General features: G+C 69.3%; 21 protein-coding genes and 3 tRNA genes. 11 read left to right on the top strand and 13 right to left on the bottom strand.

All coding sequences use genetic code 11. The features are described from left to right. Nucleotides 1-6 precede the first annotated feature (6 nt). Entirely contained in the window at nt 7-525 is a 519-nt protein-coding gene (locus AXE84_RS03065) for a TetR/AcrR family transcriptional regulator (protein WP_060956792.1), read from the bottom strand. Nucleotides 526-1,117: 592 nt separating this feature from the next. On the opposite strand from AXE84_RS03065, the gene AXE84_RS13185 reads away from it, so the two are divergent. From AXE84_RS13185 to purM, 3 genes are all read left to right on the top strand, one after another. Beyond that, a complete protein-coding gene (locus AXE84_RS13185; RefSeq protein WP_236750117.1) occupies nt 1,118-1,429 on the top strand; it encodes an EamA family transporter in 312 nt (103 codons plus the stop codon). 76 nt (nt 1,430-1,505) lie between these two features. Further along, nucleotides 1,506-3,371 carry an amidophosphoribosyltransferase gene (gene purF, locus AXE84_RS03055; protein ID WP_081093177.1) on the top strand — a complete coding sequence of 622 codons (1,866 nt, stop codon included), beginning with the start codon at nt 1,506-1,508 and terminating at the stop codon, nt 3,369-3,371. A 155-nt stretch (nt 3,372-3,526) separates the two neighbouring features. Then, on the top strand, nt 3,527-4,681 hold the full coding sequence (purM, locus tag AXE84_RS03050) for a phosphoribosylformylglycinamidine cyclo-ligase (protein WP_060956791.1): 1,155 nt from the start codon (nt 3,527-3,529) through the stop codon (nt 4,679-4,681). Between the two features lie 266 nt (nt 4,682-4,947). Here the strand turns inward: purM and AXE84_RS03045 are convergent, their stop codons facing one another. The 8 genes from AXE84_RS03045 to AXE84_RS03010 all read right to left on the bottom strand — a co-directional run bounded on the left by AXE84_RS03045 (nt 4,948) and on the right by AXE84_RS03010 (nt 15,094). Continuing rightward, a complete protein-coding gene (locus AXE84_RS03045) occupies nt 4,948-5,151 on the bottom strand; it encodes a DUF3073 domain-containing protein (protein WP_003781441.1) in 204 nt (67 codons plus the stop codon). 860 nt (nt 5,152-6,011) lie between these two features. Continuing rightward, complete coding sequence (locus tag AXE84_RS03040) at nt 6,012-6,458, bottom strand: DUF3618 domain-containing protein (protein WP_060956790.1); 447 nt, start codon at nt 6,456-6,458, stop codon at nt 6,012-6,014. Beyond that, nucleotides 6,455-6,940 carry a DUF3618 domain-containing protein gene (locus AXE84_RS03035; protein ID WP_060956789.1) on the bottom strand — a complete coding sequence of 162 codons (486 nt, stop codon included), beginning with the start codon at nt 6,938-6,940 and terminating at the stop codon, nt 6,455-6,457. Before AXE84_RS03035 ends, AXE84_RS03040 begins: the two co-directional genes overlap by 4 nt. Next, nucleotides 6,937-7,425, bottom strand: a complete 489-nt coding sequence (locus tag AXE84_RS03030) for a phage holin family protein (RefSeq protein ID WP_060956788.1) — start codon at nt 7,423-7,425, stop codon at nt 6,937-6,939. The genes AXE84_RS03035 and AXE84_RS03030 overlap by 4 nt, the downstream gene beginning before the upstream one ends. Nucleotides 7,426-7,790: 365 nt before the next feature. After that, complete coding sequence (locus tag AXE84_RS03025) at nt 7,791-9,527, bottom strand: ABC transporter ATP-binding protein (protein ID WP_060956787.1); 1,737 nt, start codon at nt 9,525-9,527, stop codon at nt 7,791-7,793. Continuing rightward, the gene (locus tag AXE84_RS03020) at nt 9,527-11,395 is read right to left on the bottom strand and encodes an ABC transporter ATP-binding protein (protein ID WP_060956786.1); all 1,869 of its coding nucleotides are present in this window, start codon (nt 11,393-11,395) and stop codon (nt 9,527-9,529) included. Before AXE84_RS03020 ends, AXE84_RS03025 begins: the two co-directional genes overlap by 1 nt. A gap of 273 nt (nt 11,396-11,668) precedes the next feature. Next, the gene (locus tag AXE84_RS03015) at nt 11,669-14,251 is read right to left on the bottom strand and encodes an ABC transporter permease (protein ID WP_060956785.1); all 2,583 of its coding nucleotides are present in this window, start codon (nt 14,249-14,251) and stop codon (nt 11,669-11,671) included. A gap of 3 nt (nt 14,252-14,254) precedes the next feature. Beyond that, entirely contained in the window at nt 14,255-15,094 is an 840-nt protein-coding gene (locus AXE84_RS03010) for an ABC transporter ATP-binding protein (protein WP_050783215.1), read from the bottom strand. 211 nt (nt 15,095-15,305) lie between these two features. Between AXE84_RS03010 and AXE84_RS03005 the strand changes: the two genes are divergently transcribed. The 4 genes from AXE84_RS03005 (at nt 15,306) to AXE84_RS02990 (ending at nt 20,782) form a co-directional block, all read left to right on the top strand. Next, complete coding sequence (locus tag AXE84_RS03005) at nt 15,306-16,175, top strand: GAD-like domain-containing protein (protein WP_060956784.1); 870 nt, start codon at nt 15,306-15,308, stop codon at nt 16,173-16,175. A 600-nt stretch (nt 16,176-16,775) separates the two neighbouring features. Beyond that, nucleotides 16,776-17,165, top strand: coding sequence for a hypothetical protein (locus AXE84_RS02995; protein ID WP_150116239.1), 390 nt, complete (start codon nt 16,776-16,778; stop codon nt 17,163-17,165). Then, complete coding sequence (locus AXE84_RS13495; protein WP_150116238.1) at nt 17,134-18,552, top strand: zeta toxin family protein; 1,419 nt, start codon at nt 17,134-17,136, stop codon at nt 18,550-18,552. The genes AXE84_RS02995 and AXE84_RS13495 overlap by 32 nt, the downstream gene beginning before the upstream one ends. 151 nt (nt 18,553-18,703) lie before the next feature. Next, nucleotides 18,704-20,782: a hypothetical protein gene (locus tag AXE84_RS02990; protein ID WP_060956781.1), complete on the top strand. Its 2,079-nt coding sequence runs from the start codon at nt 18,704-18,706 to the stop codon at nt 20,780-20,782. Nucleotides 20,783-20,876: 94 nt separating this feature from the next. Here AXE84_RS02990 and AXE84_RS02985 read toward each other — a convergent pair whose 3' ends face one another. Both AXE84_RS02985 and AXE84_RS02980 read right to left on the bottom strand, forming a co-directional pair. Beyond that, on the bottom strand, nt 20,877-22,205 hold the full coding sequence (locus AXE84_RS02985; protein ID WP_081093039.1) for a glycoside hydrolase family 3 N-terminal domain-containing protein: 1,329 nt from the start codon (nt 22,203-22,205) through the stop codon (nt 20,877-20,879). A gap of 69 nt (nt 22,206-22,274) precedes the next feature. Next, on the bottom strand, nt 22,275-22,706 hold the full coding sequence (locus AXE84_RS02980) for a metallopeptidase family protein (protein ID WP_060956779.1): 432 nt from the start codon (nt 22,704-22,706) through the stop codon (nt 22,275-22,277). 168 nt (nt 22,707-22,874) lie between these two features. Between AXE84_RS02980 and AXE84_RS02975 the strand changes: the two genes are divergently transcribed. From AXE84_RS02975 to AXE84_RS02965, 3 genes are all read left to right on the top strand, one after another. Next, nucleotides 22,875-22,947: transfer RNA gene (locus AXE84_RS02975), tRNA-Glu, on the top strand. Nucleotides 22,948-22,985: 38 nt separating this feature from the next. Continuing rightward, a tRNA-Asp gene (locus AXE84_RS02970) sits at nt 22,986-23,059 on the top strand. Nucleotides 23,060-23,106: 47 nt separating this feature from the next. Then, nucleotides 23,107-23,179: transfer RNA gene (locus AXE84_RS02965), tRNA-Phe, on the top strand. A 77-nt stretch (nt 23,180-23,256) separates the two neighbouring features. Here AXE84_RS02965 and AXE84_RS02960 read toward each other — a convergent pair. Beyond that, complete coding sequence (locus AXE84_RS02960) at nt 23,257-23,772, bottom strand: permease prefix domain 1-containing protein (protein ID WP_060956778.1); 516 nt, start codon at nt 23,770-23,772, stop codon at nt 23,257-23,259. After that, nucleotides 23,772-24,101, bottom strand: a complete 330-nt coding sequence (locus AXE84_RS02955; RefSeq protein WP_010614388.1) for a PadR family transcriptional regulator — start codon at nt 24,099-24,101, stop codon at nt 23,772-23,774. The genes AXE84_RS02960 and AXE84_RS02955 overlap by 1 nt, the downstream gene beginning before the upstream one ends. 164 nt (nt 24,102-24,265) lie before the next feature. Between AXE84_RS02955 and AXE84_RS02950 the strand changes: the two genes are divergently transcribed. Continuing rightward, nucleotides 24,266-25,690, top strand: a complete 1,425-nt coding sequence (locus AXE84_RS02950; RefSeq protein WP_060956777.1) for a mechanosensitive ion channel family protein — start codon at nt 24,266-24,268, stop codon at nt 25,688-25,690. The last annotated feature ends 75 nt before the right edge of the window (nt 25,691-25,765 follow it).

Raw genomic sequence — 25,765 nt, 5'->3', positions numbered from 1 at the left:
GATGCGTCAGTCCTGCGGGAGAATCTGATCCAGCAGCTCCTGGGCATCGGTTCCGACCAGGTCCAGCACGCCCCGTGAGGCGAGCGAGGCAACGCCGTGGATGGCCGCCCAGGCGGCGGTCGCGGCGGCGTTGGGAGCGTCCGGGTGCTGCTCCGCGAAGCGGGTCTGCCACTGCTGAAGGAGCGGCAGGGACGTGGCCCGAAGCTCCCGTCCGCTGCCGGCCAGCACGTCGTGACGGGTGATGAGGTCGAAGGCGTGGGGGTGCTCGACGGCGTAGGCGACGTAGGCCCTCGCGGTCCCTTTGAGGCTTCCTCCGGCGTCGGCGATGCGCTCGCGGAGCTCTCCGAGGCACACCTCGGCGATCGCGGCCAGTAGCAGCGCGAGGGTGGGGAAGTGGCGTCTCGGTGCTCCGTGGGAGACGCCGCAGCGCCGGGCCACCTCCCGCACCGTCACCGCGCTGATGCCGTCGTCTTCGAGCAGCTGCCGCCCTGCCTGGATCAGGCGGTCCTCCGTTGTCTGGCTCATGGCCCTAGCCTGCCTCTTGTAGACGGCGTCTACAACATGGTAGACAACGTCTACATGATGGCTTTCGGATACTCCCTTGCCCTGGTCTCGGCCGGGTCCGCCCTGCACGCCCTGTGGAACGTGCTGGTGAAGAGGTCCGGTACCTCGGATGTCGCCTTCGTGTGGGTCTACAGCGCCATCGCCGCACCGCTGTGGCTCGTGGTACTGACAGTGGGGGCGATATGGGGAGGTCTGGGGCCGGCCTGGTGGGCGGCCCTCGTCAGCACGGCGCTGCACACGGCCTACGCGGCGGTTCTCCAACGCGCCTACTCGGCGGCGGACCTGTCAGTGGTCTACCCGGTCTCACGCGGACTGGCGCCGGTTCTGGTGACGGCGGTGGTGGCGCCGTGGACCGGGGGCCCGAGTGCCATCCAGACGCTCGCGCTGATGGCGGTCCTCGTCGGCGTCGTCCTCGCCTCGAGGGTCACCTGGCGGAATCTGACCCGGGCCCGAGGCCTCTGGGCGGGCGGCGCCGTCGCGTCCTGCACCGCCGCCTACACCCTGTGGGACGCTTTTGCCGTCGCGGAGCTGCACGTCGCGGTCCGTGCCCTACATGGCGCTGTCCAGTCTGGCTCAGTTCGTGCTGCTCACCATCGTGCTGGGCCGGCGTCGTCGCGAGCTGCCCGCTGCTTTGGCTGCCGGCTGGACCCGAGCCCTCCCGATCGCGGTGCTGGTGCCGGCGAGCTACGCGCTGGTGCTTGTCGCCATGCGCTTCGGGCCTCCGTCCGTCGTCGCCACCTCCCGGAGCCTCAACGTCGTCTTCGGTGTCATCGCCGGCGTGTGGCTCCTACGTGAGCCCTTCACCAGGCGATCCATACTGGGCGTCTCGATGATCGTCGTCGGAGTCCTGATGGGCGCCAGCTGATTCCGAAGCCGCCCGCGCTGACCGGCTCCGGCGGACGCAATGGTCAGACGGCGCCCGACCGTGACAGACTGTGCGTGTGCGCACCGGTGAGAACCCCTCGCAGATCACCTTCGACCATCCCGACGGCGCCCGCCTCACACCGCGGGCCGACTCCTCCGAGCCCCTGGGGCGGACCAGCCGACCAAGCCCGCCCGACCCGGCGGCCCCTGAGGCTACCGGGGCTCCTGCGGCTCCCGCAGTGCCCGAGGTGCCCACCGGCGTCCCCGGTCTGACTGCCCTGCCCGACGACCACTCCGACGAGCTCGAGCCCTCGCCGCGTGAGGAGTGCGGTGTCTTCGGCGTCTGGGCCCCCGGCGAGGAGGTCTCCCGCCTGACCTACTTCGGCCTGTACGCCCTCCAGCACCGTGGCCAGGAGTCAGCCGGCATCGCCACCTCCAACGGCTCCCAGATCCTCGTCTACAAGGATCTCGGCCTGGTCTCCCAGGTCTTCGACGACCAGGCCCTGTCCAACCTCACCGGCCACATCGCCGTCGGCCACGTCCGCTACGCCACCCAGGGCGCCACCACCTGGGAGAACGCCCAGCCGATGCTCGGCCCGGCGGCCGGCTCCACCCTCGCCCTGGCCCACAACGGCAACCTCACCAACACCCGTGAGCTCATGGACGCCGTGCACGCCACCTCCGGGGAGGACCTCAGCGGCGAGCTCGGCCGCGGCTCCTCCACCGACACCGCCGTCCTGGCCGCCCTGCTCAACCTCGTCTCCGAGCACGGCGCCCTGGAGGGCTGGGACTCGGCCGCCGACATCCTCACCTCCGGCATCACCGACGACGCCGAGCTCGACGCCGCCTACAGCGCACCGGCACCCTTGAGCGTCCACCAGGCCGCCCGCCGGGTCCTGCCCATGCTGCGCGGCGCCTTCTCCCTGGTCTTCATGGACGAGCGCACCCTCTACGCCGCCCGCGACCCCCACGGGGTGCGCCCCCTGGTGCTCGGGCGACTGGGCAACGGGTGGGCCGTGGCCTCCGAGACCGCCGCCCTGGACATCGTCGGCGCCACCTTCGTGCGCGAGATCGAGCCCGGCGAGCTCATCGAGATCGACGAGGACGGCGTGCGCTCCACCCGCTTCGCCACCGCCCGCCGGGCCGGCTGCGTCTTCGAGTACGTCTACCTGGCCCGCCCCGACACCCGCATCGCCGGGCGCAGCGTCATCACCTCACGCAACGAGATGGGCGCGGCCCTGGCCCGCGAGCACCCGGTGGAAGCCGACCTCGTCATCGCCACGCCGGAGTCGGGCACCCCGGCCGCCATCGGCTACGCCCAGGCCTCCGGCATCCCCTACGGGCAGGGCCTGGTGAAGAACGCCTACGTGGGGCGCACCTTCATCCAGCCCACCCAGACCCTGCGCCAGCTCGGCATCCGCCTCAAGCTCAACCCCCTGCGCGAGGTCATCGAGGGCAAGCGCCTCGTCGTCGTCGACGACTCCATCGTGCGCGGCAACACCCAGCGGGCCCTGGTGCGGATGCTGCGCGAGGCCGGCGCCGCCGAGGTCCACGTGCGCATCTCCTCCCCGCCGGTCATGTGGCCCTGCTTCTACGGCATCGACTTCGCCACCCGCGCCGAGCTCATCGCCACCGGCATGAGCGTGGAGGAGATCGGTCAGTCCATCGGCGCCGACTCCCTGGGCTTCCTGTCCGTCGAGGGCATGGTGGCCGCCAGCGGCCAGAAGGCCGACGAGCTGTGCCTGGCCTGCTTCACCGGCGACTACCCGATCCCGCCGCCTGTGCGCAGCCTGACGGGCGCCGCCATCCCGGTGCGCCGTGTCCCCACGGCCTACCGCGGTCGGCGCCGCGATCAGGCCGACGACGCCGGCCGCACCGTGCCGCCGGGCAGCATCACCCGCCCGGACCTGGCCTCCGGCAGTCCCCTGGGGTCGACGACCTAACCAGGGCCCCGGCGCCCGCCGCGCCCCGGCCGGCTGGCCCGGTCCGCCGGGGCCACCCGGTCCGCCGTCGGCGATGCGCACCGGCCGCCTGCTTCGCCCTCGCCCCTTTCCGCCCGCCACCGCACCTTCGACCCGAGTCCACAAGGAGCCCCCACATGACCCAGCAGCCCGAGCAGTCTGAGCAGCCCGCCCCCGCCATCACTTACGCCGACGCTGGCGTGGACACCGCCGCCGGGGACCGGGCCGTCGCGCTCATGAAGGATGCCGTGGCCTCCACCATGACCCCGGCCGTCGTCGGCGGCGTCGGGGGCTTCGCCGGGCTCGTGGACGTCTCCGCCCTGCGCGACTACCGCCGCCCCCTGCTGGCCACCTCCACCGACGGGGTGGGCACCAAGGTCGCCATCGCCCAGGCCCTCGACATCCACGACACCATCGGCCAGGACCTGGTGGGCATGGTCGTCGACGACATCGTCGTGGTCGGGGCCCGCCCCCTGCTCATGACCGACTACATCGCCTGCGGGCACGTCGTCCCCGAGCGGATCGCCGACATCGTGCGCGGCATCGCCCAGGCATGCGCCGCCATCGGCACCCCGCTGCTGGGCGGGGAGACCGCCGAGCACCCCGGCCTCATGGCCCCCGACGAGTACGACGTCGCCGGGGCCGCCACCGGCGTCGTCGAGGCCGACCGCATGCTCGGCGCCGAGAAGGTGCGCGCCGGCGACGTCCTGGTCGCTTTGGGCGCCTCCGGGCTGCACTCCAACGGCTACTCCCTGGTGCGCCGCGTCATCGAGCACGCCGGCTGGGGCCTGGAGCGCGAGGTGCCCGAGTTCGGCCGCACCCTGGGACAGGAGCTGCTCGAGCCCACGCGCCTGTACACCCGCGTGTGCCTGGCCATGCTGGAGACCCTCTCCTCGCCGGCCGCCCCGGGGCCGATCCACGCCCTGTCCCACATCACCGGTGGGGGGCTGGCCGCCAATGTCGCCCGGGTCCTGCCGGCTGGGCTCATCGCCGACGTCGACCGCTCCTCCTGGACGGTGCCGCCGGTGTTCTCCACCGTGCGCGAGCTCGGCTCGGTGCCGTGGGAGGACCTCGAGGGCACCCTCAACCTGGGCGTGGGCATGGTCGCCGTTGTTGAGCCTGGTGTGGTCGACGCCGTCCTGCGGGTCGCCGAGGGCTCCGAGATCCCCGCCTGGGTGCTGGGCGAGGTGCACGACGCCGGGAAGTATGAGGCCCAGGGTCGGGTCGTCTCCGGCACGAAGGGCGTCGACGGGGGAGCGGTCGACATCCACGGCACCTACCGGACTGCCTGAACCACGAACGCCCCGCTGTGCCAGCGGGGCGTTCGCGTCGCGAGGCGTCACGGATGGCGACTATTCACACCTCGCCGGGCCGGTTCTGGAGAAACGGGTCAGGGCAGCACCGTCCTGACCTGGGTCGATGCGACACAGGTGGTTCGGGTGGGGAGTGAAAAGTCGCCGAGAGTGACACGGATGGCCGCCCGACGGCCTCGACGTGCGCGTTCGTGGGCGCGAGGAAGGGCCGGCAGGTGCATTCCTCCGGCCCTCACTGGGTGGGGCTACTTGCCGCCCTCGTCCCAGTCATCGTCGTCGACGGCATACTTGGCGGCCAGCTCCTCGTAGTCGATCTCGTCGTCAGGCTCAGATCCCGAGGACGCTGAGACGAGCTCCCGCTCCAGAGCCTTGTAATCAGTCTCCGGGCTGAAGTACTTGAGCTTACGGGCAACCTTGGTTGCCTTGGCCTTCTGACGGCCGCGCCCCATAGGCTCGACCCCCTCCAACGTGTCACGGCGCGCACGTGGGCGCGCTCTTCCTGGTCAAATATGTCGTGGGGCAACCGTACAACGTCAACGGTCACGAGCACCATTCAGACACCGGGGGAGAGTCGTGGTGGCGCACACCCCACATGTTGGACACGGGGTCCAAGAGTTCCATAGGGATTGCCCAGAGGGTCTTCGGTAGGCCCTCAGTGGGTCTGCGGATGCTGTCCAATATCGGCCCGACGTTCCTTCAGAGAGGCAGGGATTCTTGAGGTTGCGGGGCTGCTGGCTCGAAGACTCCTGGGAACGGGAAGGGAGGCTGCCTGGCGAGTAGGGGCAGACACTTCGCCGGGGGCGTACGCGGCGGGCCTGACACATGCGGGGTGGTGGCCCTGACGGGTGCGCGGGTGCGCAGGTGGTGGTCCTGGCCGGGCGGGCCGCGAGGACGCACCCTGGGGGCTGAGGACTGATCCCAGGGGCGCAGTCCGCGAGCCCGATGGTGCGTCCTCGGTGTGTCGGGCCTGTTGCTCGGCCCGTTCGGGGGGTGTGCGTCCTCGGCTGATGGGGAGGTGTCTGGGGTGGGGCTGCGTTCGGTGTCGAGGACGTACTTTGTGATCGAGGACTGCGTTTTCCTCCAGGTCACTGGGGTTTGACCGCAGTGACCTGGGGGAGAAGTACGTCCCCGGCGGACATCGCAGTTCCCGATGCGGGCCGGCTGGCTCCTGGTGCTGGAGACGGGCGAGAGACCCGACTCGCCGACGCCGCGGTCGTACCTTAGGTCGTGCGTTCGAGGGGTAAAGGGTACGAACGCGCGCCCTAAGGTACGAAGACGCGGACGCGTCATCCTACTTTCGCAACAGGCCCTAGCGGCGGGCGAGGCGGGTCAGGACGATGCCGGCGGTCACCACGCCTCCGGCGACGGCGGCCGCCTTGGCGAGTCGGGAGGACGCCTCGGAGTCGCCCTGCTTGGCGCGCTCCCAGGTCTCCTCGGCCTGCTCGGCCCAGCGTCGGGCCCCCTCGCGCAGTCGGCCGGCGCCGGCCTCCGCCTGCTCTCGCAAACGGCCGGCCCCGGCCGCGGCCTGCTCACGCAGATGCTCGGCCTTGGCGCTCGCCTGCTCGCGCAGATGCTCCCCGGCCTCCCTCGCCTGCGTACGCGGGTCGACCCGCGAGGCGAACTCATCGACGCTCGCCGCCAGGGCCTCGCGCTGGGCACGCAGCCGTTCCTCGATCTGCTCGGGGCTCAGCGACCCGGACCCGGCGGCCCCGGCACCCTCAGTGCCGGAGGTGCCGGCCTGCTGTCCGCTGGTCATGCCCGAGCCGCCCGGGTGCGGAAGGCCTTGACCGCGGCGACGGTCGCCGTCACGCTCAGGCCCGCCAAAGCGAGACCCGCAACCGTGACGATCCCCAGGGAGGCGGGGTCGCCGTCGCGGGCGTCATCGAACAGGCGGGAGACGCGCTGGCCGAGGGTCCGCGTGCTGGGGTCGTAGGTATCGACCCCACCCTCGGGGTCGGTGCCGCCGCCGGCCAGGGAGACCAGGCGGTTCTTGACCTGCCTGGCCGTGTCCTGGGCCTTGCTGACGGCCTGGCTGCGCAGTTCCTGGACCTTCTCGCGGGCCTTGAGCTTGGCGACCTTGGCCAGGTTGTTCGGAGCCAGGCGTGCGGCGAGCTCGTCGACGTCGGCGGCCAGCGCCAGACGCCGGGCCGCCAGGTCGGACAGGACGTCGTCAGCCGACGGCGCCGCCTGCGCGGCCGGCGCGGCTGGGACGGGCGTGGGTGCGGTATTGGCGCTCACTGGGCGTTCCCCCTCTGCAGGCCGGAGGTCACGGCCCCCTTGACGGCGTTGACGGACTCCTTCAGCCCCTCCTGCGGCGTCGGCGTGTCGGCCTTGGCGGCCTTGAGGCGCTTGATGCCGATGAGGGCCATCGTCACGGCGATGAGGGTGAGGATCAGCGCGACCACGAGGAAGGCGGCCCACAGCGGCATGACGTGGGACAGCCCGGTCGTCAGGGCCCCCAGCAGCAGCCCGAAGATGAACAGGGCCAGCACCCCGGCGGCGGCGAGCAGCCCGGCCCCCAGCCCCATCTCCTTGGCCATGCGCTGGCCCTTGGCCTTGGCCAGGTCGATCTCGCCGCGCACCAGCGCGGAGATGTTCTCCGAGATGCGGGCGATGAGCTCCCCGAGCGTGGGCTGCGCGCTGCCGGCAGCCCTGCGAGGAGGCGTGGTGGAGGCCGACGACGTCGCCTGCGACGGCGTGGGAGGTGGCTGGTTGTTGGGCATGAACGAACCTTCTTGTGTGAGGCACGGCGTTGGACGCAGTCAGCTGACTGCGAGGCGGCGGGATCGCGACAGTGGGACGACTCGCCGCCCTAAGAATCTCACAGCCTGCGCCCTCGTGGAACAACGCAGGCCCGAGCGGGTTTGTAGGTTTGGGCGATAAGGGCCGGCTTTCGCCACCGGCGATCTGCGAAGGGCCGCCATCGTCGTCCTGATCGGCAGGGTGGCCTGAACCGTACCGGCGGCCCTAACCGTGCCGACGGCGCGGACCGGCAGGTGATCTTGGAGGGTGCCGACGGCGCGGACCGGCCCGGTGCCTGACGTCGGCACGGCCGACCCACCGGCCGCCCCGCCGCACCTCCGCCCGGCTACTCCTGGTTCCAGGCCTGCCAGAGGCGCGCGTACTCCCCGCCGAGGGCCACGAGCTCGTCGTGGGTGCCGAGTTCCACGATCCGCCCGTCCATGACGACGGCGACCCGGTCGGCGTCGGCGGCCGTGTAGAGGCGGTGGGCCACCTCGATGACGGTGCGTCCGGCCAGCGCCGTGGATAGGGTCCGCTCCAGGGTGCGGGCGGCGCGCGGGTCCAGCAGCGAGGTGGCCTCGTCCAGGATGAGTGTGTGCGGGTCCAGCAGCACCAGCCGGGCCAGCGCCACCTCCTGGGCCTGGGCGGGGCTCAGCTCGAGGCGCCCCGAGCCGACCATCGTGTCCATCCCCTCGGGCAGCCCGTCCACCCAGGCATCGGCCCCGATGGCCTCGATCGCATCGCGGATCGTGTCATCGGAGGCGCCCGGTCGCCCCAGGCGCACGTTGTCCGCCACGGTGCCGACGAACACGTGGTGCTCCTGGGTCACCAGGGCCACGTGGCGGCGCAGCTCGTCCTCGGTCAGGTCCGTCAGCGACACCCCGCCCACGGTGACGCTCCCGGAGGTGGGCGGGTTGATGCCCGCCAGCATCCGCCCCAGCGTGGACTTACCCGACCCCGAGGGCCCGACGACGGCCAGCCGCTCCCCGGGCACGAGCTCCAGATCGATCCCGTGGAGCACCTCGACGCCCTCCCGGTAGGAGAAGCGCACGTCGTCGAGCACGATCCGCGTGCCCTCGGGCTCCTGGCCGGTGGGGGTGCGGTCGTCGGGGACCTCCTCCACCCCCAGGATGCGGGACAGGGAGGCCTGGGCGATCTGGACCTGGTCGACCCAGAACATGAGCTGGCCCACCGGCTTGCGCAGCTCCATGGAGTACAGGGCGACCGTGGTGATCGCTTCCAGGGTCGCGTAGCCGCGGCCGGCCAGGAACCCTCCCCACAGGAGGACAGCGACGACGGGCGCCCGCCAGGCGACGTCGAGCACCATGAACAGGCGCACCCGCAGCGCCGCCGTGTAGCGCTCCAGGGACCAGGCCTCCTTGATGGAGGTCATGATGGCCCGCTCGCGGCGCGCCCCGATGCCCAGGGCGTCCACGGTCTCGGCGTGCTCGACCGTCTCGGAGACCGCCCCGTTGAGGCGGGCCTGGGCGGCCGACTCGGCCCGGTAGGCGGGGATGGAGATCGGCAGGTACCAGCGCATCATCGACCACACGGGTGGGGCGATGACGAGCAGCCCGAGCGCCAGGAGGGGGTCGGCGACGGCGGCGGCCAGGAGTGTGAAGACGATCGTCACCACGCACACGAGGATCTGGGGGATCCCCATCCGTACCAGGAACTCGATGCGGGAGACGTCGGTGGTGGTGCGCCCCACGAGGTCGCCGGTGCCGGCGGACTCCACGGCGCTCAGCGGCAGGTGCACCACCCGGTTCATCATGCGCTCGCGCAGCTCGGCGAAGACCGACTCGCCCAGGGTGCGGGCGTGCTTCTGGGCGAAGCGGTTGATGAGCGCCCCCACGAGCGTGACCGAGATGATGGTCAGCACGATCCGGTCCACGTAGCCGGCGTCGGCCCGCCCGGCCGAGACCCGCCCGACCAGCCGCCCCAGCAGCTGTGGGGCCACGAGCGTGGACAGGACCGCGGTGATCTGGAGGGCCAGGACGACGGCGAAGCGCCCCCGGTAGGAGGCCATGATGCGGAAGGTCTTGCGCAGGGCGACGGGCCCGGGCGCGACGGGAAGTGCCATCAGCAGCTCGCCTCCTCATCCTCACCCATGGCCCTCGAGACGACGGCGCGGTAGTCGGCTGCCTGCGCGTGGCCGTCGCGGGCCATCGCCATGAGCTCGCGGTGCGTGGAGCGCAGCAGCTCGGCCCCGCTGGAGTCCAGGAGGACGACCTCGTCGCAGGCCTCCAGGACCAGCGGTGAGGCGGTGACGACGACGGTCGTGCGCCCGGCGCGGGCCCGGTGTACCTGGGCGGCCACGCGGGCCTCGGTGTGGGAGTCCAGGGCGGAGGTCGGTTCGATGAGCACGAGCGTGGGTGCCTCGGTCAGCAGTGCCCGGGCCAGGGCCACGCGCTGACGCTGCCCACCGGACAGGGACCGGCCCTTCTCGGTAATCATCCCGGCCAGGCCCTCGCTCAGGGAGGTCAGGACATCACCGGCGTCGGCGATCCCGATGGCCTCGATGAGCCGGTCGTCGCCGGGGGCCTCGCGCTCCTGGGGGCGGACCTGCTGGTCGACGTCGGCCCCGGTGGTGCGCTCGGTCTCGGCGCGCAGGAGGTCCTCCAGTCCCGCCGGCTGCGGGTCGGGGCCGCTGCGCACGTCGAGGGCCTCACGCAGGGTCCCGGTGAAGAGCTGGGCGGTGGCGCCGGAGACGACGACGCTGGCGCGTACCTGCTCCAGGGGCATGGTGGTCAGTGGCCGGCCCGCCAGGGTCACGGTGGGGCCGGCGTCGGCGAAGCGCCCCAGGCGCGTGGCCAGGTCGGCGGAGACCTGCGGGTCGGGGCACACGAGGGCCGTCATGCGGCCCTCCTTGAGGCGCAGGCCGCTGCCGGTGTCCACCAGGTCGCCGCTGACGGGGTGGGCGGCGGCCGGGTCCAGGTTGAGGCGCTCCACGAGGCTGCCGGCGGCCGGCGCCACCTCCAGCAGGCGGCTCAGGCGCCGGGCGCCGACGACGGCCCGGGTGTAGTCCTGCACGGAGCTGGTGAACACCCACAGCGGCCAGGACAGGTAGGCGGTGTAGCCGTAGAAGGTGATGAGCCCGCCGGGGGTGAGGCTGCCGGCCACGGCCATGCGCGCCGCCACCCACACGACGATCGCGGCGAAGAGCCCGGGCAGCAGCACCTGGAGGGTCATGAGAGTGGCCTGCGAGGAGGCCACCTCGACGCCGCGGCGCCGCAGCTCCTGGGAGGCGTCCCGGTAGCGGCGGGCGAAGACGTCCTCCCCGCCGATGCCCCGCAGGATCCGCAGGCCGGCCACCGTGTCCGTGGTGACCGTGGTGACCGCGGACTGGGCCTCGCGCTGGACGGCCTGGCGCTTCTGCAGGGGGCGGATGACCAGGGTGACGATGGCCGCCACCAGCGGCATGCCCAGGATGACGATGAGCCCCAGGCTCACCGAGGTGCGCAGCATGAGGACGGCCACGACGAGGAAGCTGGCCGCCGCCCCCAGCAGGGCCGGCAGGTGCTCGATGAACTTGCCCAGGTAGTCGGCGTCGGAGGCGATGATGGTGGCGACCTCACCGGTGGAGACCTGCCGGGACAGGTCCTTGCCGGTGGCGGAGATCTGCCTGCCCACGAGCCGGTCGACGTCGAAGGCGGTGCGCATCCAGGCCGTCACCCCGAAGTAGGACATCATCGTGTCCCCGATGGCGTACACGACGAACAGCACCAGCAGCAGCGCGCCAATGCCCCAGACGCGGCCGTTGAGGCCGTTCTCGATGCCGGCGTCCAGGGCCTGGCCCAGGAAGGCCGGCACGATCGCCTGGATGATGTTGGAGGTGCAAGCCGCCAGGGTCGCCAGGGTGACCGGGACGGCGGCGCGGCGCAGCAGCCAGCGCAGAAGCGCCCCGGCACCCAAGGACGGGGGATGGGGCAGCGGGGCGTCGGGGGTCATGGACTGTGCGGTCAGGGCGGACAGCGCGGTCGGGACGGTCGGGAACGACCGGGAGGACGATTCGGGCATGATCGCTTGAGGCTATCGGAGGGGAAGCCGGCGCGGCAGAGGCAGAGGCGGTGACAAGGAAGATACCGGGCGCGGGAATACACGCCGAGCGCGACTCGGGCAGCTGTCGGACGGGCCGCGCAAACGTGCCGGCGCCCCGGCCCGCCCCCGTCGCGGGGGTCGGCCGGGGCGCCGGGCTTGCTCGGCTTACTCGGCGAACGCCGCTTACTCGGTGGCGATGGCGTCCAGGACGGGAATCCGGGAGGCGCGCAGCGCCGGCCACAGGGCCGCGATGACGCCGACCACCACGGAGAGCACGAGCATGCCCACCATCTGGCCCCAGGGGATGCTGAGGCTCGTCAGCCCCTGATCCTCCAGGACCTCCTTGAGGGCGGCGGCCAGGACCACCCCGGTCGCCCCGCCCAGCACGGTGCCGTACAGGGAGGTGAGGACCGACTCGGTGATGATCTCCCCGGACAGCTGGGCCTTGCCCAGGCCGACGGCGCGCATGAGCCCGATCTCCCGGGTGCGCTCCGAGACCGAGAGCACCAGGGTGTTGACGATGCCCAGGATGGCGATGGCGATGCTCAGCCCCAGCAGGCCGTAGAGGACGGCGAGCATCCGGTTGATCTGCTGGCCGACCTGGTCGGAGATCTCGCCGGCGTCGCGCACCGCGTACTGGTAGGTGTCAGCCACGATGTCACGGGCCTTGCCCCGCACCGTGTCGAGGTCGGTGCCCTCCTTGAGGGTCAGGAGCATGCCTTGCGGCGAGTCCAGGACGTGGGCCGGGTCCGTGCTGGTGCCCGGGGAGTTCCAGGAGCCCACCGCGGCCGCCAGCTCGGGGGCGATGTAGTAGTTCCCGCCGGTTCCCTTCGGGTCGACGACGGCGCTGACCGTGGCCTCAACCGACCCGGTGGGGCCGGTGACGGAGACCTTGTCCCCGAGCTTGAGGCCCTCGTCCTTCTTCGCGGCCACGTGGGTGGCGTCCAGATCCTTCATCGACCCGGCGCTCGCGGAGACGTCGTAGGCCTTGGGGTAGGTGGCGGGATCGACGACGATGACGGTGGCGGTGGCGTTCTGGCTGCCGTCGGGCTTGGTGACGGAGTCGGCGTAGATGGAGTAGGAGGAGGTCTCCTTGACCCCGTCGATGGCGGCGATCTCCTTGGCCTTGTCGGCCGAGAGCCGGGTGGCCAGGCTGCCGATGGTGGCCGGCTGGACCACGAGGTCGGCCTTGAGGGACTTGTTGATCTCGTCGGAGGTCGAGGACTGGAAGGAGGCGGCCAGCGTGGCGCCGGCGCACACCAGGGCCATACCTACCATGAGGGCGCCGGAGGTGTTGGCCGTGCGGCGCGGGTTGTGGACGATGTTGCGCACTGCCAGGCGCCCGGCGGGCCGCAGCAGTCGGAAGGGTAGTCCCAGCACCGCTACGACTGGGCGGGCCAGGGTCGGGGAGACGATGAGCAGTCCCAGGACGGTGCCGCCCGCGCCCAGCCCCATGATGAGGCCGCGCTGCGTCAGGTCCGCGTTCACCCACGCGGCGGCGATCGCGGCCGCGCCGGCCGCCAGCAGCAGCCCGCCCAGGATCGTGCGCAGCACCAGGGACTTCTCCCGGGAGCCCGACACGCCGCGCATGGCCTCGACCGGGTGGGTCAGGGCCGCCTCCCGAGCCGGCAGCAGAGCGCCGACGACGGTGACGGCCAGTCCCACCGCCAGCGAGATCGCGATGATCGTCCCGCTCAGGCCCGTGCCCTCCAGCAGCGGCATGCCGGCGGCGTCGAGCAGCGCGGACAACCCGGCCAGCAGCCCCGCTCCCGCGGCCACGCCCAGGGTGGAGCCGACGACGCCGATGACGACCGCCTGCAGGAACACCACGCCGAACACCGAGCCCGGCGAGGCCCCGACCGCCCGCAGGAGGGCGAACTCCTTGACCCGCTGACGCACGCTCATCGCGAAGGAGTTCATGATGATGAAGGAGCCCACGAACATCGCGACGACGACGAAGACCAGCAGGAAGACCTGAACGAAGCCCAGCTGCTTCTCAATGGTCTGGTTCTGCTCCTTGATGACCTCGGCGCGGGGCTGGACCCGGGCGCCGTCGGGAATGACCTTGGTGATCTCGGACTTGACGGTGTTCACCGAGGAGCCCTGGGCGACGTCGACGGCGATGGTCGTCACCTTCCCGTCCGGGGCGGCGATGGGCATGAGCCAGTTCGGATCCACGCCCACGACCGTCGCGCTGGCCATGGAGGACTCGTAGTGGAACTCGCCGACCACGGTGACCTCGGTGGGCGAGCCCTGCACCACGATGTGTGTCTTGTCCCCGACCTTGAGGCCGGAGTTCTTCAGGGCGCCGGACTCCAGGGTGATCTCACCGGCCCCTTGAGGCTTGTGACCCTGGACCCAGGTCAGGCCCTTCTCGTTGTCATACAGCGGTATGAAGAGCGTGGGGGCGCCGGTGGTGGTCACCGGGGCGTCGTTGGCACCCACGAGGACCCCGAGCATCTGGACGCCGGGATTGGCGGCCTCGACGCCGTCGATCTGCTTGATCTGCTCGGTCAGGGAGCTGTCGATGGGCTGGGTGGGTACGGACTTCGATGAGCTGTCGTCGCCGTCGGCAGCGATCTTGGGGCCCTGGACATACAGGTCCGAGGTGGCGGTGGAGGAGACCAGCTTGGAGAAGGTCTCCGACAGGGAGGCACGCAGGGCGAGCGTGCCCGACAGGAACGCCACCCCGAGCATGACGGCGAAGGTGGTCAGGAAGAACTGTTTGGCGTGGGCGCGCACGGAGCGCCAGGCGACTCGTCTCACGGCTCAAGCCCCCTCGACGGCCGAGCCGGTGAACGGGGCGGCGGCTGCGGGGGCGGGCTCGGTCTCGCTCAGCTCACGCAGGGCGTCCAGGACCCGGTCGCGGTCGGGCTCGTCCAGCTGGGCGACGACGTGTCCGTCGCGCAGGAAGATGACGGTGTCGGCCCAGGCGGCCGCCTCCGGCTCGTGGGTCACCATGACCACCGACTGCCCCAGGTCGTCGACGCTGCGGCGCAGGATCTCCAGGACCTGGTCGGTGGAGACGGAGTCCAGGTTCCCGGTGGGCTCATCGGCGAAGACAACCGCCGGCTCACCCACGAGCGCCCGGGCGCAGGCCACGCGCTGGACCTGGCCGCCGGAGAGCTCGGCCGGCCGGTGGGACAGGCGCTCCCTGAGGCCGACGGCGTCGATCACCTGGTCGAAGCGCTGCGGGTTGACCTTCTTGCGGGCGATATCCAGGGGCAGGGTGATGTTCTCCGCCGCCGTGAGGGTGGGGACCAGGTTGAAGGACTGGAAGATGAAGCCGATGCGCTCGCGGCGTAGGCGGGTGAGGCGGCGCTGACTCATGGAGGAGACCATGTCGCCGTCGAGCATGATCTCCCCGGAGGTGATCGAGTCCAGGCCGGCCAGGCAGTGCATGAGCGTGGACTTGCCGGAGCCGGATGGCCCCATGATGGCGGTGAAGCGGGCGCGGGCGATGTCGACGTTGACGGAGTCGAGCGCTGTGACAGCGCCCGATCCGCGGCCGTAGACCTTGGTGAGGTTGCGTGCGGAGACCACGGGGTCATCCACCGGATGGTGAGGTGTGAGGACGGAGGATGCGGCGACGGGGGTGGAACTACTCATAGCTTCAGTCTGGCAGTGGTATGGGATGGGTGAATCCTCCTGGCGGATGACCGTCCCCTGAGCGTGTGGTCGGGCCACCCTGACCCGGGGTCGGGGAGGTCCCTGAGAGATGCCATGTGCGTCCCCGTGGCAGACGGTCATGCGAAAAGGGTGGAAAAGGGGATGTTTGTTTGTGGGGTGTGGGGGTGTGGTGGGTGTTACTGTGCGGGTTATGGGGTTTGTGAGGGATGAGAATCTTGAGTGGGGTCCGGAGTGGATTGAGCAGCAGATCCAGGAAGGGCTGCTGGGCTACCATGACATGCCTCCCTTGGGTGTGGGGCGTGTGGTGCCGGAGGAGTACTTTGAGTGGTTTGGGGGTGTGTTTCCTGAGTCGGTTCTGTATATCTGGAGGCGTTTCGGATTTGATGGCTTTGGGCAGGGGAGGTCGTGGATCACGGATCCTGTTGAGTGGGCGCCGGTGGTGGACGCCTGGCTGGAGGGCATCGAGCTGCCGTTCCCGCCCCAGCGCTGGCACTGCCTGACACGCACCGCCCTGGGGTACATGCGTCTGTGGGGGGAGATCTCCGGGCCCGCATTGAAGGTCGACGTCATCGACGGAACGATCAGACCGAACTCCAACGAGGCGGAGGATATGGCTGACCCGGTCCTGGTCGAACGCGCTGGTTGCATGGTGTTCGTCCTGCCGCTTGAGGATCTGTATGACGATGAGGTGACGGGTCGGCCTTTGGCTGTGGAGGGGATTGAGCGTCTGGGGGTGCCTGGGGCTGACGAGGTGTTCGGGTTTGTGCCGCCGTTGAGCTTTGGTGGTCAGGTCAGTGGGGATCGGTTGAGTGTGCAGAAGGCTGTGCCCTATCTGGTGGGGTTGGCGCAGTCCACGCCCAGGTACCTGGGGGTCGATCTCATGGCTGCCTGGGGCGGGGCGGCCACCCAGTTCCTCATCGACCAAGGAGCCATCCCCAACAGCACAGGCACGTCCGATGGCCCAAGCGCCCCCGATACCGTCGGCGACCCCGACAACCAGGATGGTCCTGGTGGTTCTGGTGGCCCTGCTGGTTCCGGTGGTTTTGGGGGTGGGTTGTGAGCGGCGGTGGCTCGCGTCGGCCTGCTCCCGGGCAGGGGGCCGGCCGGGAGTCTGGTCGGGGTTCTGGTGTGTCTGGTGCTGGTGGGCGCGGCACCAACACCACGCCCAGGACAACGCCCGGCTCCGCGTCCCGGTCGGCGTCGCGCTCGGCCGGTGCCACCGCCTCTGGCGCACGCGCGGCGTCCCAGGACCCGATCAAGGCCCGCATGGCCCCCACTGGCGACTCCCAACGAGACGCCGCCCTAGCCGGCATCTCCTCCAAGCTCGACAAACTCCGCCAGCACAACCAGCAACGCCAACCCACCCAACCACCCACCCGCACCCACCACCCACGCCGATAACCCCGCCCCTCCGGAGCTGAGGGGAACGTCGATCTCCCGACATTCTCAGTACGGAGAATGGGTAGTACTGCCATGGTGGTTGTGTAGGTGAAGGGGATAGCCTAGGGATGCAACAAATCTATCGTCCCTGAGGGAGTGAAAATCCATGAGGAATGAGGGTAGGAAAATAAATGATGTTGAGGTCCCCGTTCCGGGACCTCCTGCAGGGTGGACTCCCCCACCAGAGCCAACTCCAGAGAAGTTACGAGAAGACGCACTTGTGCATCTGTCCAGAATTGATAGCAGGCGCGCAACTGAGAGTCTTATTCGTGACGGCTGGGATGATGAGCGTATTGCTGCGCTTCAGGACGTCCATGTTGGGAACGTGAAAGCCGTCCGTGAGCGCATGAATACGGAGGGGACCGCCTGTCCGGTCACTCCGAAGGAACTGGGATGGCGTCGCGCGGCAGGGCAAATCAGCGATCAAGAGATGATGGAGCGATTACGCTCATGGCCCTACACATTCAGTCGTCTGGTCGTTGATGCTATCGACTACGGTGACTGGGATGATGTGATATGGCTGCGAAATAACTCCTACATTTCCCGCGAGGAGTTCGGTGAGCTGAAGTCGATCACCGATGAGATGCCGAGGCGGACCGATGTCTTCTGAGGGTCGTCTGAATACATCATTGCAGGGTGATCCCTCAGAGTCGGCGCTGATGACGAGGGTCGGGGAGTCGGTTGAGAGTCTTGTTCAGCAGCTTGCCCGCGACCACACATTGGCGAGAGTTCAAGAAGAAGGCTCTCTGTGGAACTACCTCGGAAAATCAATCAGTGACGCCTACATGCAACGTGCGCAGGCTGAAGGGGTGCGTGGCGGCAGGGCTATCGTGATGGCAGGCCCCCCGGGTGCGGGAAAAAGCCGTGGAGTAGAGTCTGTCCATGAAGCGCTAGGGTCGGAGCGAAGTGCTGAGCTGGGGGTCGACGAATCCAACTTCATCACTGTAGATGCCGATGACATCAAACAGCTCCTTCTGGGGTTCCCAGTCGAAGGAATCGACGTGGATCCGGCATTGTTGGCCGGAGCGAAAGAACACTGGGATCACCTCATCGCTGTCGCTGCCCCGGATGTCCTCGAGGATGGGAGGCAGTTGCAGCGGGGTGAGCTATCCACTTTGGTTCATCCGCTGTCCACCGCTCTTGCAGACGGGGTGCGCAGAGACCTGATTGAGACGCAGGTTGACATCAAGGTCGAAGGGACACTGAGATGGATGGAGAGCCCCACAGTCGGTCAAGGTCCCACGCTGGTTCGTGAACTTGAAGGAGCCGGATACCGGCAGGTTTCCATCGTGGCTGTGGATACCCCATCTGAACTATGCCTCGAGGGTGCTAGAATGCGATGGGAGATTCCTCGTTCCCAGGGTAATGCTGGTGCCCGGTATACTCCACCGGACGCGGTGCTGTCCTGCTTCGAGATAGGGCAGGACGGCGGCGAGATCTCACGATGCGTGAAGAACGCATATTCAACTCACCGGCTTGCTTGTCAGAGCCAGGGCCTTGAGGAAGTCAATCTTTTCGTTGCTCATCGGAACCCCCTGATCCCGACAATCGTCGAGCACATTGATCGCTCGGGGCACTCCGAAATTCTCTCCCAGGGAGCGCCGGAAATGCGGGTCGCGCCTGAAACTACTTCGCCAGACCTTGGGGTCACGCCTCCCGGCAGTTCTGGACTCGAGCGGGTCAACCAGGTCCTCAAAGGGGCGGTAGGTGGGTCTGAGCAGTCACATCCGACTGTCATGGTGCGAGTTTCCGGCGTGGAGGGCAGTATTTCTGTTGAGCCCACAGGAGAAGGGGGAGTGCTGACTTCCGAAGATATCACCGGCGCCTTGCGTCGTCTTGGTGTGAGGCCAACTCGAAACTCTCCGTCAAGGGACTCCGCCAGGAAGGTGAGGACTCAAGGGGAAGGCGCGCCTCGCACATCGAGAGTGAATCGTCCGAAGGCGAATCCTCATCCCCCTCAGTCTGAGGGAAGAGGTAACCATGGACGTTCGCGCTGACGTTGTCGCCCCTCCGTTGGTGGCTAAGTGAGGGTCGCCCGGAATGCGGTCGTTTTCTTCCTGGTAGATTCGGGGCTACGCTTGTCGCCGACTGCTTGAAAGGCCCGTCGTGGGACCATCGCGTCCACGCTTCGCCGGGGAAGGACTCTGTATGGACTCTGTTCAGCTCATGATGGCGGCGCATCAGGCCGATGCGAACGTGGCTGCCCAGACAACTGACCAGGCGCTGCAGGCTGCGATCGCGCAGAGTCGGCCTGACCTGTGGGGGCCACTGTCCACCAACCCGGCAGCCTATGCGGACCTGCTCGGCTGGTTGGCCAGCACCGGGAACGTCGAGGTCCTGGCCAACCTTCGGGCGCGCGGCTACCTGACCGACGACGCGGCGGCTGATGCTGCCGGTGCTGCGGGGTCTGCGGTTGATGAGCCCGCTGTCGAGCCCCATGTCGTGCAGGAGGAGCCGGCGCAGATGGAGTCGGCCGATCCGGCCGAGGACGGCGATGCAGAGTCCGTGGAGCCTGCGGCTGAGGACGCCGTCGACTCCGATGCGGAGGAGACCGCCGATGGAGCCGAGGTGGCTGAGCCGGCTGAGATGCCGGGACCTGACGAGTCGGATGACGAGGAGGCGGGCTCCGTCGCCGGCGGGTCAGCTGATGAGGCCGCGGAGGACGCGGAGGGCGCCGCCGACGAGGCTCAGGAGTTGGTGACCGCCGAGCCTGATGACGAGGCTGAGGATGACGTCGAGGACGCTGCGGTCAACGATGACTCTGGCGAGACCGACGATGAACCGGGCGCAGAGGAGCCCACCGAGGGCGCTGAGAGTGACGAGCCTGCCGAGGATTCCGACGCGGCCGAGGCTGCGGACTCCGACAGCAACGCCCCTACCGTCCTCGCCCCCGTATCGCAGTGGCAGGAGGTCGACTCGGCCGACACGACTGACGTCACGGCTTCAGTCCAGTCCGCGGCCGTGACCTCCGGCTGGACAGCGGGCTCGGCTGCTCCCGCCGCGGGCTCGGCCGAGTCGGTGGCCTTCCCCGTGCCCCCGCCGCCGTCGGCCGAGGACATCGCCGCCTGGGCCGAGACCCCCAGCGGGGCGCCGTCGGGCTTCTCCGCCGCTCAGCCGGCCGTGGAGCTGGACATGTTCGGGCCCCAGATGATGGCCCAGATGCCGCCTCCCCAGCAGAAGCAGCCGTCGAAGTCCAGTAGCGGGCGCCTGATCGCGATCATCGTGGTCCTCCTGCTCGTCATCGTCGGCGGAGGCGGCCTATGGGCCGGCAGCTATTTCGCCAACAAGGACAAGAGTGGGGACACCTCCCAGGACAAGGCCGACAGCAACGGGGGTGAGGACGGCAAGCAGAAGGGCCAGGCCGACGCCGCGGCCACCTCGACCGCCGCGGCCCTGCCCTCGGGCGCGGTCAAGGCCTGCTCCAGCATGCCGACCTTCACGATCACCTCAGTGGAGGACGGTCAGGGTGAGCTCAAGGTCCACGGCAACATGACGACCTCCTGCGCCGAGGGAGACTTCCTGGCCGGATCGTCCAACCAGGTCCTCGTCTACAGCTCCACTAGCCCCACCGGCGGTGCTGACGTTGACTCCCTTGTCGCCTCGGGAACCTTCGACCTCTCCAGCGAACCGCTCATCATCCCCAACGGCGGGCGGACCGTGACGCTGCGCTTCGGCGAGCAGCACTACTTCCGCACCGCCAAGGACCTCGACCTCAAGGGCCTGACGGTCCGGCCCTCCTTCGACCGCGGCTCCTCATCGAGCGTCACCTCGAAGAGCTCGACGAACTCCGCGATGACCATCGCCTCCTCCGCGAGCTCCAACGCCAACCAGGAGGCCCAGGACGAGCAGGCCGCCGGAGACGCCATCGGGTGGCAGGTCAAGCACGACTACCCCATCGTCATGAACAGCATGCGAGGCAAGTGGACCCCGCAGCTGTCCTCCAAGCAGGTCGGCCTGGTGGCCGAGGGGCAGACCTGGACCAACCGCTCGATTCTTGCGGAGTTCCTCAAAACTCGGCAGGCCAATCCGAAGGCCGTCATCATCGACACCAGCCAGTGGCCGGTCTACGACGTCGGCGGCTGGTGGGTGACGCTGTCCGGCGAGCTCTACGACGACGCCGACCAGGCCAACGCCTGGTGCGACGCCCAGGGCTACGACTCCGACCACTGCCTGGCCAAGCGCATCGAGTCCAACGGAACATCGCAGGGCACCACCAAGACCCGCTGAGACGCGAGTCGGCTCGCCTGAGAATGTGAGCGGCCCGCCTGAGCCACTGGCTCAGGCGGGCCGATGCGCTTGCCGATGCTCCTATCGGTGCGCTTCAGGACTGCAGGCTCTTCTTCAGGTTCAGCACCCGCGTGGCCGACTCGTCCACCCGCGCCGCGAAGGCCGGATCGGACTGGGCGGTGGCGATGAGGGCCTTGACCATGTCCGCGACCACCGTCGGGTCCGCCGAGGCCAGCACGAGGTCGCAGCCGGCCCGGATCGCCCGCACCGCTCGATCGCCCGCACCCACCTCCTGCACCTGGACGGCGGCCGAGACGTCGTCGGTGATGACCACCCCGGAGAAGCCCATCTCCCTGCGCAGCATGTCGGTGACGATCTTCGAGGAGAAGACCGCAGGCGCCGAGGAGTCGATGAGCGAGTACGTCGCCGAGGAGACCATGATGGCCTGCGCACCGGCGGCGATGGCATTGGCGAAGACGCCGACGGCGGCGTCGGGCAGGCGGTTCGTGGCGGAGTCGACGACGCCCGCGGAGGTGTCCGTGTTGTCCTTCACCCGCCCCAGTCCCGGGAAGTGCTTGTAGGTGGGGATGACCTTCGAGGCCCGCATCCCCTCGGCGAAGGCGCCGGCCTGGGAGGAGACCGTGGCGGCGTCGTGTCCGTACTCGCGCCCCCAGCGGCCGATGGGCTCGTTGGAGGTCGGCCGGGAGATGTCGACCAGGTCGACCACCGGGGCCAGGTTCATGTTGACCCCGGCGTCGGCCAGCTCCCTGCCCCAGGTGCGTGCCGAGGCCACCAGCTGGTCGCGCGGCTGGGCCGACTGGTCCAGCGCTGAGGGGATGTCGGAGAAGCCCGAGCCGGACAGGACCTGGACCTCGCCGCCCTCCTGGTCGGTGGCCACGAGCATCGGGGTGGCGTGGGTCGTGGCCGGGCCGACCTTGGAGGTGAAGGAGGAGATGACCTTCTGGGTCGCCTGGCTGCCCGCCGTGGTGCGCCCGGCGATGAAGATGTTGCCGACGTGGTGGGTCTCGACGGCCTGGGCGGAGGCCTGCGTGGGGGCCTGGGCGTCCACCCCGACCATCATGAGCTGGCCGACCTTCTCCTCCAGGCTCCAGCCTGCCAGCGCCCCGGTGGTGGCCGTCGCGGTGGCCGACGGCGTCCCGCTCGCAGCCGCGGTGGGCGAGGGGGTGGCGCTCGATGCAGCCGGCTTTGGAGTCGTCGGCCGCGCGCTGGGGGAGGAGGAACTGGCCGATGAGGATCCGGGGATGAGGGAGCATCCCGCCAGGGATCCGGCGCCCAGGAAGGCCGCCAGGAGCACTGGCCTCCGACTCACGTGATGCGGCGAGGACTGGCCGGTGGCGCCGGGGGCGAGGGGCTCGCCGGCGTCGGAAGTGTCAGGCCGATAACGGTCGTTCATGCTGGCCACACTAAGGCAGGTCCCTGGGTGCGTGCGAGGCCATGACCCTGACGGTCTGCTCGCGCACTGTTCGCGGCGCTACTCCCAGCCCAGCTCGTGGAGGCGCTCGTCGGGGATGCCGAAGTGGTGGGCGACCTCATGAATGACGGTCACGGTGATCTCCTCCTCCAGCTCCTCGCGGCTGGTGCACCAGCGCTCCAAGGGGCCGCGGAAGATGAGGATGCGGTCGGGCAGCACCATGGACCAGCCCTCGTCGCGCTCGGTCAGGGGGACGCCGTCGTACAGCCCCAGGAGCGTGGGCAGGCCGGCCTCGTCATAGTCCTCCTCGGAGAGCATCTCCGGATCGGGCTCGTCCTGAACGAGGACGACGACGTTGTCCATCACCTCGGCCAGGTCGGCGGGGATCCGGTCGAGGGCGTCACCGACGACGTCCTCGAACTCCTGCTGCGACATTCTGCCCGGCCGCGGTTCCCGTGTGCGGTCCGGCTCCTGGTGGTGCTCGTGGCTCACGATCTCAGCCTGCCAGACCGCCCGGCTCCGCCCCGGGAGCCCTCGCGGGCCGGAATCCCGCCGAAAACCGAGCGGTGAGGAGGGTCACGCTCCTGGGATTTGCGCTGCGGAAGACTGTCCCCTTAGTGTTCATCCCGGTTCGAGGCGCGACGACGTCGAAGGCCCCTGGCCCCCATCGTCTAGCGGCCTAGGACCCCGCCCTTTCACGGCGGTAGCACGGGTTCGAATCCCGTTGGGGGTACGGATTCGCACAAGTGAATAACACAGTGAATTCACACTGGCCTCGTGGCGCAGTTGGTTAGCGCGCCGCCCTGTCACGGCGGAGGTCGCGGGTTCAAGTCCCGTCGAGGTCGCGGAACGGTCGGTCCGATCAGAAATGGTCGGGCCGATTCCATCCCACGGCTCTGTAGCTCAGTTGGTAGAGCGTTCGACTGAAAATCGAAAGGTCACCGGATCGACGCCGGTCGGAGCCACTGCGAAAGGCCCGGAACCCACAAGGTTCCGGGCCTTCGCTCGTGCCCAGGAGAGCCCCGGGGTGGGGCGAAGGGATTCACCGGCGATCGCGCTGGTAGCGGCGCACGGTGGCGAAGATGGCGAAGGCGACGGCGGCCACCGGCCAGAGGATCCAGGAGATGTCCCAGGCGTCGAAGATGAAGCTCCACAGCAGGTAGATGACCACTGCGGCCGGCCAGTAGATCCCGGCCACGAGGTTGGTGAAGGGATCGTCATCGTCCTGCTCGCCCTGCCAGGAGGACGGCTGGCCGACAGGGGCGGGGGTGGTGGGACGATTGGGGGCGAATGTCGTCGGGGCGCCCGCGGGAGCCGTCTGCGGGGCACCGCCGGGCCGGATGTCCTGAGCAATCCCCAGGACCGGGGCCAGCTCGTGAAGGTTGCCGAAGTCAGTGATGACCTGCCCCACCGCCTCATTGTGGGTCTTGCCCTGGGCAATGGCGTCGTTGTAGGCGTCCTCCATCATGGCGCGCAGCTCGGAGCGGGCCTCGATCAGGCGAGGTGTGGCGGGGTAGGGGGCGAACATGTTGTCGAGGAAGGTCTCGATGGTGTCCATCAGTGGGATCCTTTCGCGAAGCGGTCGACGAGGGTCTTGGTGTCCTCCCACTCGGCGACCTTGGCGGTCAGGTGGGTGGTGCCTTCGGAGGTGAGGCGGTAGTAGGTGCGGGACTTGCCGGAGTCGGACACTCCCGAGTAGGAGGCCGCCAGGCCGGTGGACTCCAGGCGCTTGAGGGCCGTGTAAAGCGTGGTCTGCTTGATGGTGTACTCGCCGTCGGAGACCTCGGTGATGGTCTTGGCCAGATCGTAGGCGTAGGACGGCTGTCGCTTGAGCAGGGACAGGACGATGAGGTCGATGTAGCCGCGAATGGCGTCTGCGCTAATCATGTGAACCCTCCTTCCTTGGTTCGTGATGATGGGGCCCTGAGGTCCTTGTGTGCATCTAACGTACTACGGCACACGTAGTACGTCAAGCGGAGTTCTGTGGTGTGGCTCCGGCTGGCGGCCATACGTCACAGCCCAGGCACAGCCGGGCTGCTTAAGGTGGCTTCATGCTCGTCGCAGTCACCACCCCTCCCGCGACCCCCAGCGCAGATCCCAGCGCGAGTGCCTCGACCACGCCCACTCCCACGGGTGTGCCCGAAGTCAACGTCGATGAGACCGTCAAGGCGGTGACCAAGACGACCAACGACCTGGTCGCCATCGCCTGGCAGGCCGGCGTGGGAGTCGTCATCGGCCTGGTCATCGCCTTCGTGGTGGTGGCGATCCTGACGTTCATGGGCAGGCGGCGCCTCCTGTACCGCGAGATCGTGGATTTCGGACGCCGGCCGATCGTCGCCGTCGGCGCCATGACCGGGGCCTTCCTGGGTACCCAGCTCGCCCTGACCGCGCTGCGGCACACCAAGAGCGACTCCACGACGATGGTCGTCATCGAGCGCGGGGTCACCATCGCCCTCATCTTCTCGGTGACCTGGCTCGTCGTCGCCTTCGCCAAGGCCATCGAGTCCACCGTCGTCAAAGGGGCGCAGGCCGGCGGGGACCAGGGGCGCGCCAACCGGGTGACCACCCAGAGCCAGATCCTGCGGCGCGTCGCCCAGGTCATCATCGTCATCGCCGGGCTCGTCAGCGCCATCATGACCTTCCCCAGCGTCCAGTTCGCCATGGGCTCGCTGCTCGCCTCAGCCGGTCTGGCCTCCGTCATCGCCGGTATGGCCGCCCGCTCCATGCTCGGCAACGTCTTCGCCGGACTCCAGCTGGCCACCACCGACGCCATCCGCGTGGATGACGTCGTCGTCGTCGATAACGAGCAGGGCACCATCGAGGAGATCACCCTGACCTACGTGGTCATGCGCACCTGGGACGACCGGCGCCTCATCCTGCCCTCGACCCACTTCACCGAGAACCCCTTCGCCAACTGGACGCGTGGAGGCTCCCAGGCCACCGGCTACTTCACCCTCGACCTGGACTGGCGCGTGCCCATCGCCTCACTGCGCGCTGAGCTGGCCCGCCTCGTGGCCGCCTCGTCGGTCTGGGACGGGCGCCAGGCATCACTCGAGGTCTTCGACGCCGTCGGCGGCCACGTCACCGTGCGCATCGTCCTGACCGGGAACGACCCCGGCGACGTCGGCGCCCTCAAGTCCTACGTGCGTGAGGAGCTGGTCACCTGGCTCCAGCGGGAGGCCCCCTACGCCCTGCCGCGCACGCGAGTGGAGGTCGAGCAGGTCGAGGTCACCCAGGACCTCGGCCCCGAGGAGGTGGCCCGCGCCGCCGAGCAGATCGTCGCCAAGCAGAAGGCCGGCCCCGCCGGCGCCACCACGGCCGCTCCAGACAACGGAGGCGATGGCGCCGCGACCACGCAGGCCGAGGGGGAGAGCGCCGCCCACGGGCTGGGGGCCCGGCGGGCCGTCACCCTGGGGCGGGCCATGGGGCGCTCCCTGCTGCACCGCGCCCGGCGCGGGGGACTGGGACCCAGGTGAGCCGAGCCGCTACGTGGCCGACGCCCCGGCGGATGGGTGAGTTTTCGCTGCGTGAACGCATCTCGCCCGGCGCCG

It is taken from the genome of Actinomyces oris (assembly GCF_001553935.1).
Lineage (GTDB): Bacteria > Actinomycetota > Actinomycetes > Actinomycetales > Actinomycetaceae > Actinomyces > Actinomyces oris_A.
The sequence above is the reverse complement of the archived record's forward strand: the minus strand, read 5'-3'. Positions and strand labels throughout refer to the sequence as shown.

Coding starts and splice junctions, on each gene's coding strand:
- purM (WP_060956791.1), top strand. CDS start 3,527: ATGACCCAGCAGCCCGAGCAGTCTGAGCAGCCCGCCCCCGCCATCACT.
- AXE84_RS03020 (WP_060956786.1), bottom strand. CDS start 11,395: ATGACCCCCGACGCCCCGCTGCCCCATCCCCCGTCCTTGGGTGCCGGG.
- AXE84_RS03065 (WP_060956792.1), bottom strand. CDS start 525: ATGAGCCAGACAACGGAGGACCGCCTGATCCAGGCAGGGCGGCAGCTG.
- AXE84_RS03040 (WP_060956790.1), bottom strand. CDS start 6,458: ATGACCAGCGGACAGCAGGCCGGCACCTCCGGCACTGAGGGTGCCGGG.
- AXE84_RS02950 (WP_060956777.1), top strand. CDS start 24,266: ATGCTCGTCGCAGTCACCACCCCTCCCGCGACCCCCAGCGCAGATCCC.
- AXE84_RS03005 (WP_060956784.1), top strand. CDS start 15,306: ATGGGGTTTGTGAGGGATGAGAATCTTGAGTGGGGTCCGGAGTGGATT.
- AXE84_RS03045 (WP_003781441.1), bottom strand. CDS start 5,151: ATGGGGCGCGGCCGTCAGAAGGCCAAGGCAACCAAGGTTGCCCGTAAG.
- AXE84_RS13185 (WP_236750117.1), top strand. CDS start 1,118: ATGGCGCTGTCCAGTCTGGCTCAGTTCGTGCTGCTCACCATCGTGCTG.
- AXE84_RS03010 (WP_050783215.1), bottom strand. CDS start 15,094: ATGAGTAGTTCCACCCCCGTCGCCGCATCCTCCGTCCTCACACCTCAC.
- AXE84_RS02955 (WP_010614388.1), bottom strand. CDS start 24,101: ATGATTAGCGCAGACGCCATTCGCGGCTACATCGACCTCATCGTCCTG.
- AXE84_RS13495 (WP_150116238.1), top strand. CDS start 17,134: ATGAGATGCCGAGGCGGACCGATGTCTTCTGAGGGTCGTCTGAATACA.
- AXE84_RS02960 (WP_060956778.1), bottom strand. CDS start 23,772: ATGGACACCATCGAGACCTTCCTCGACAACATGTTCGCCCCCTACCCC.
- AXE84_RS03030 (WP_060956788.1), bottom strand. CDS start 7,425: ATGCCCAACAACCAGCCACCTCCCACGCCGTCGCAGGCGACGTCGTCG.
- AXE84_RS02990 (WP_060956781.1), top strand. CDS start 18,704: ATGGACTCTGTTCAGCTCATGATGGCGGCGCATCAGGCCGATGCGAAC.
- AXE84_RS03025 (WP_060956787.1), bottom strand. CDS start 9,527: ATGGCACTTCCCGTCGCGCCCGGGCCCGTCGCCCTGCGCAAGACCTTC.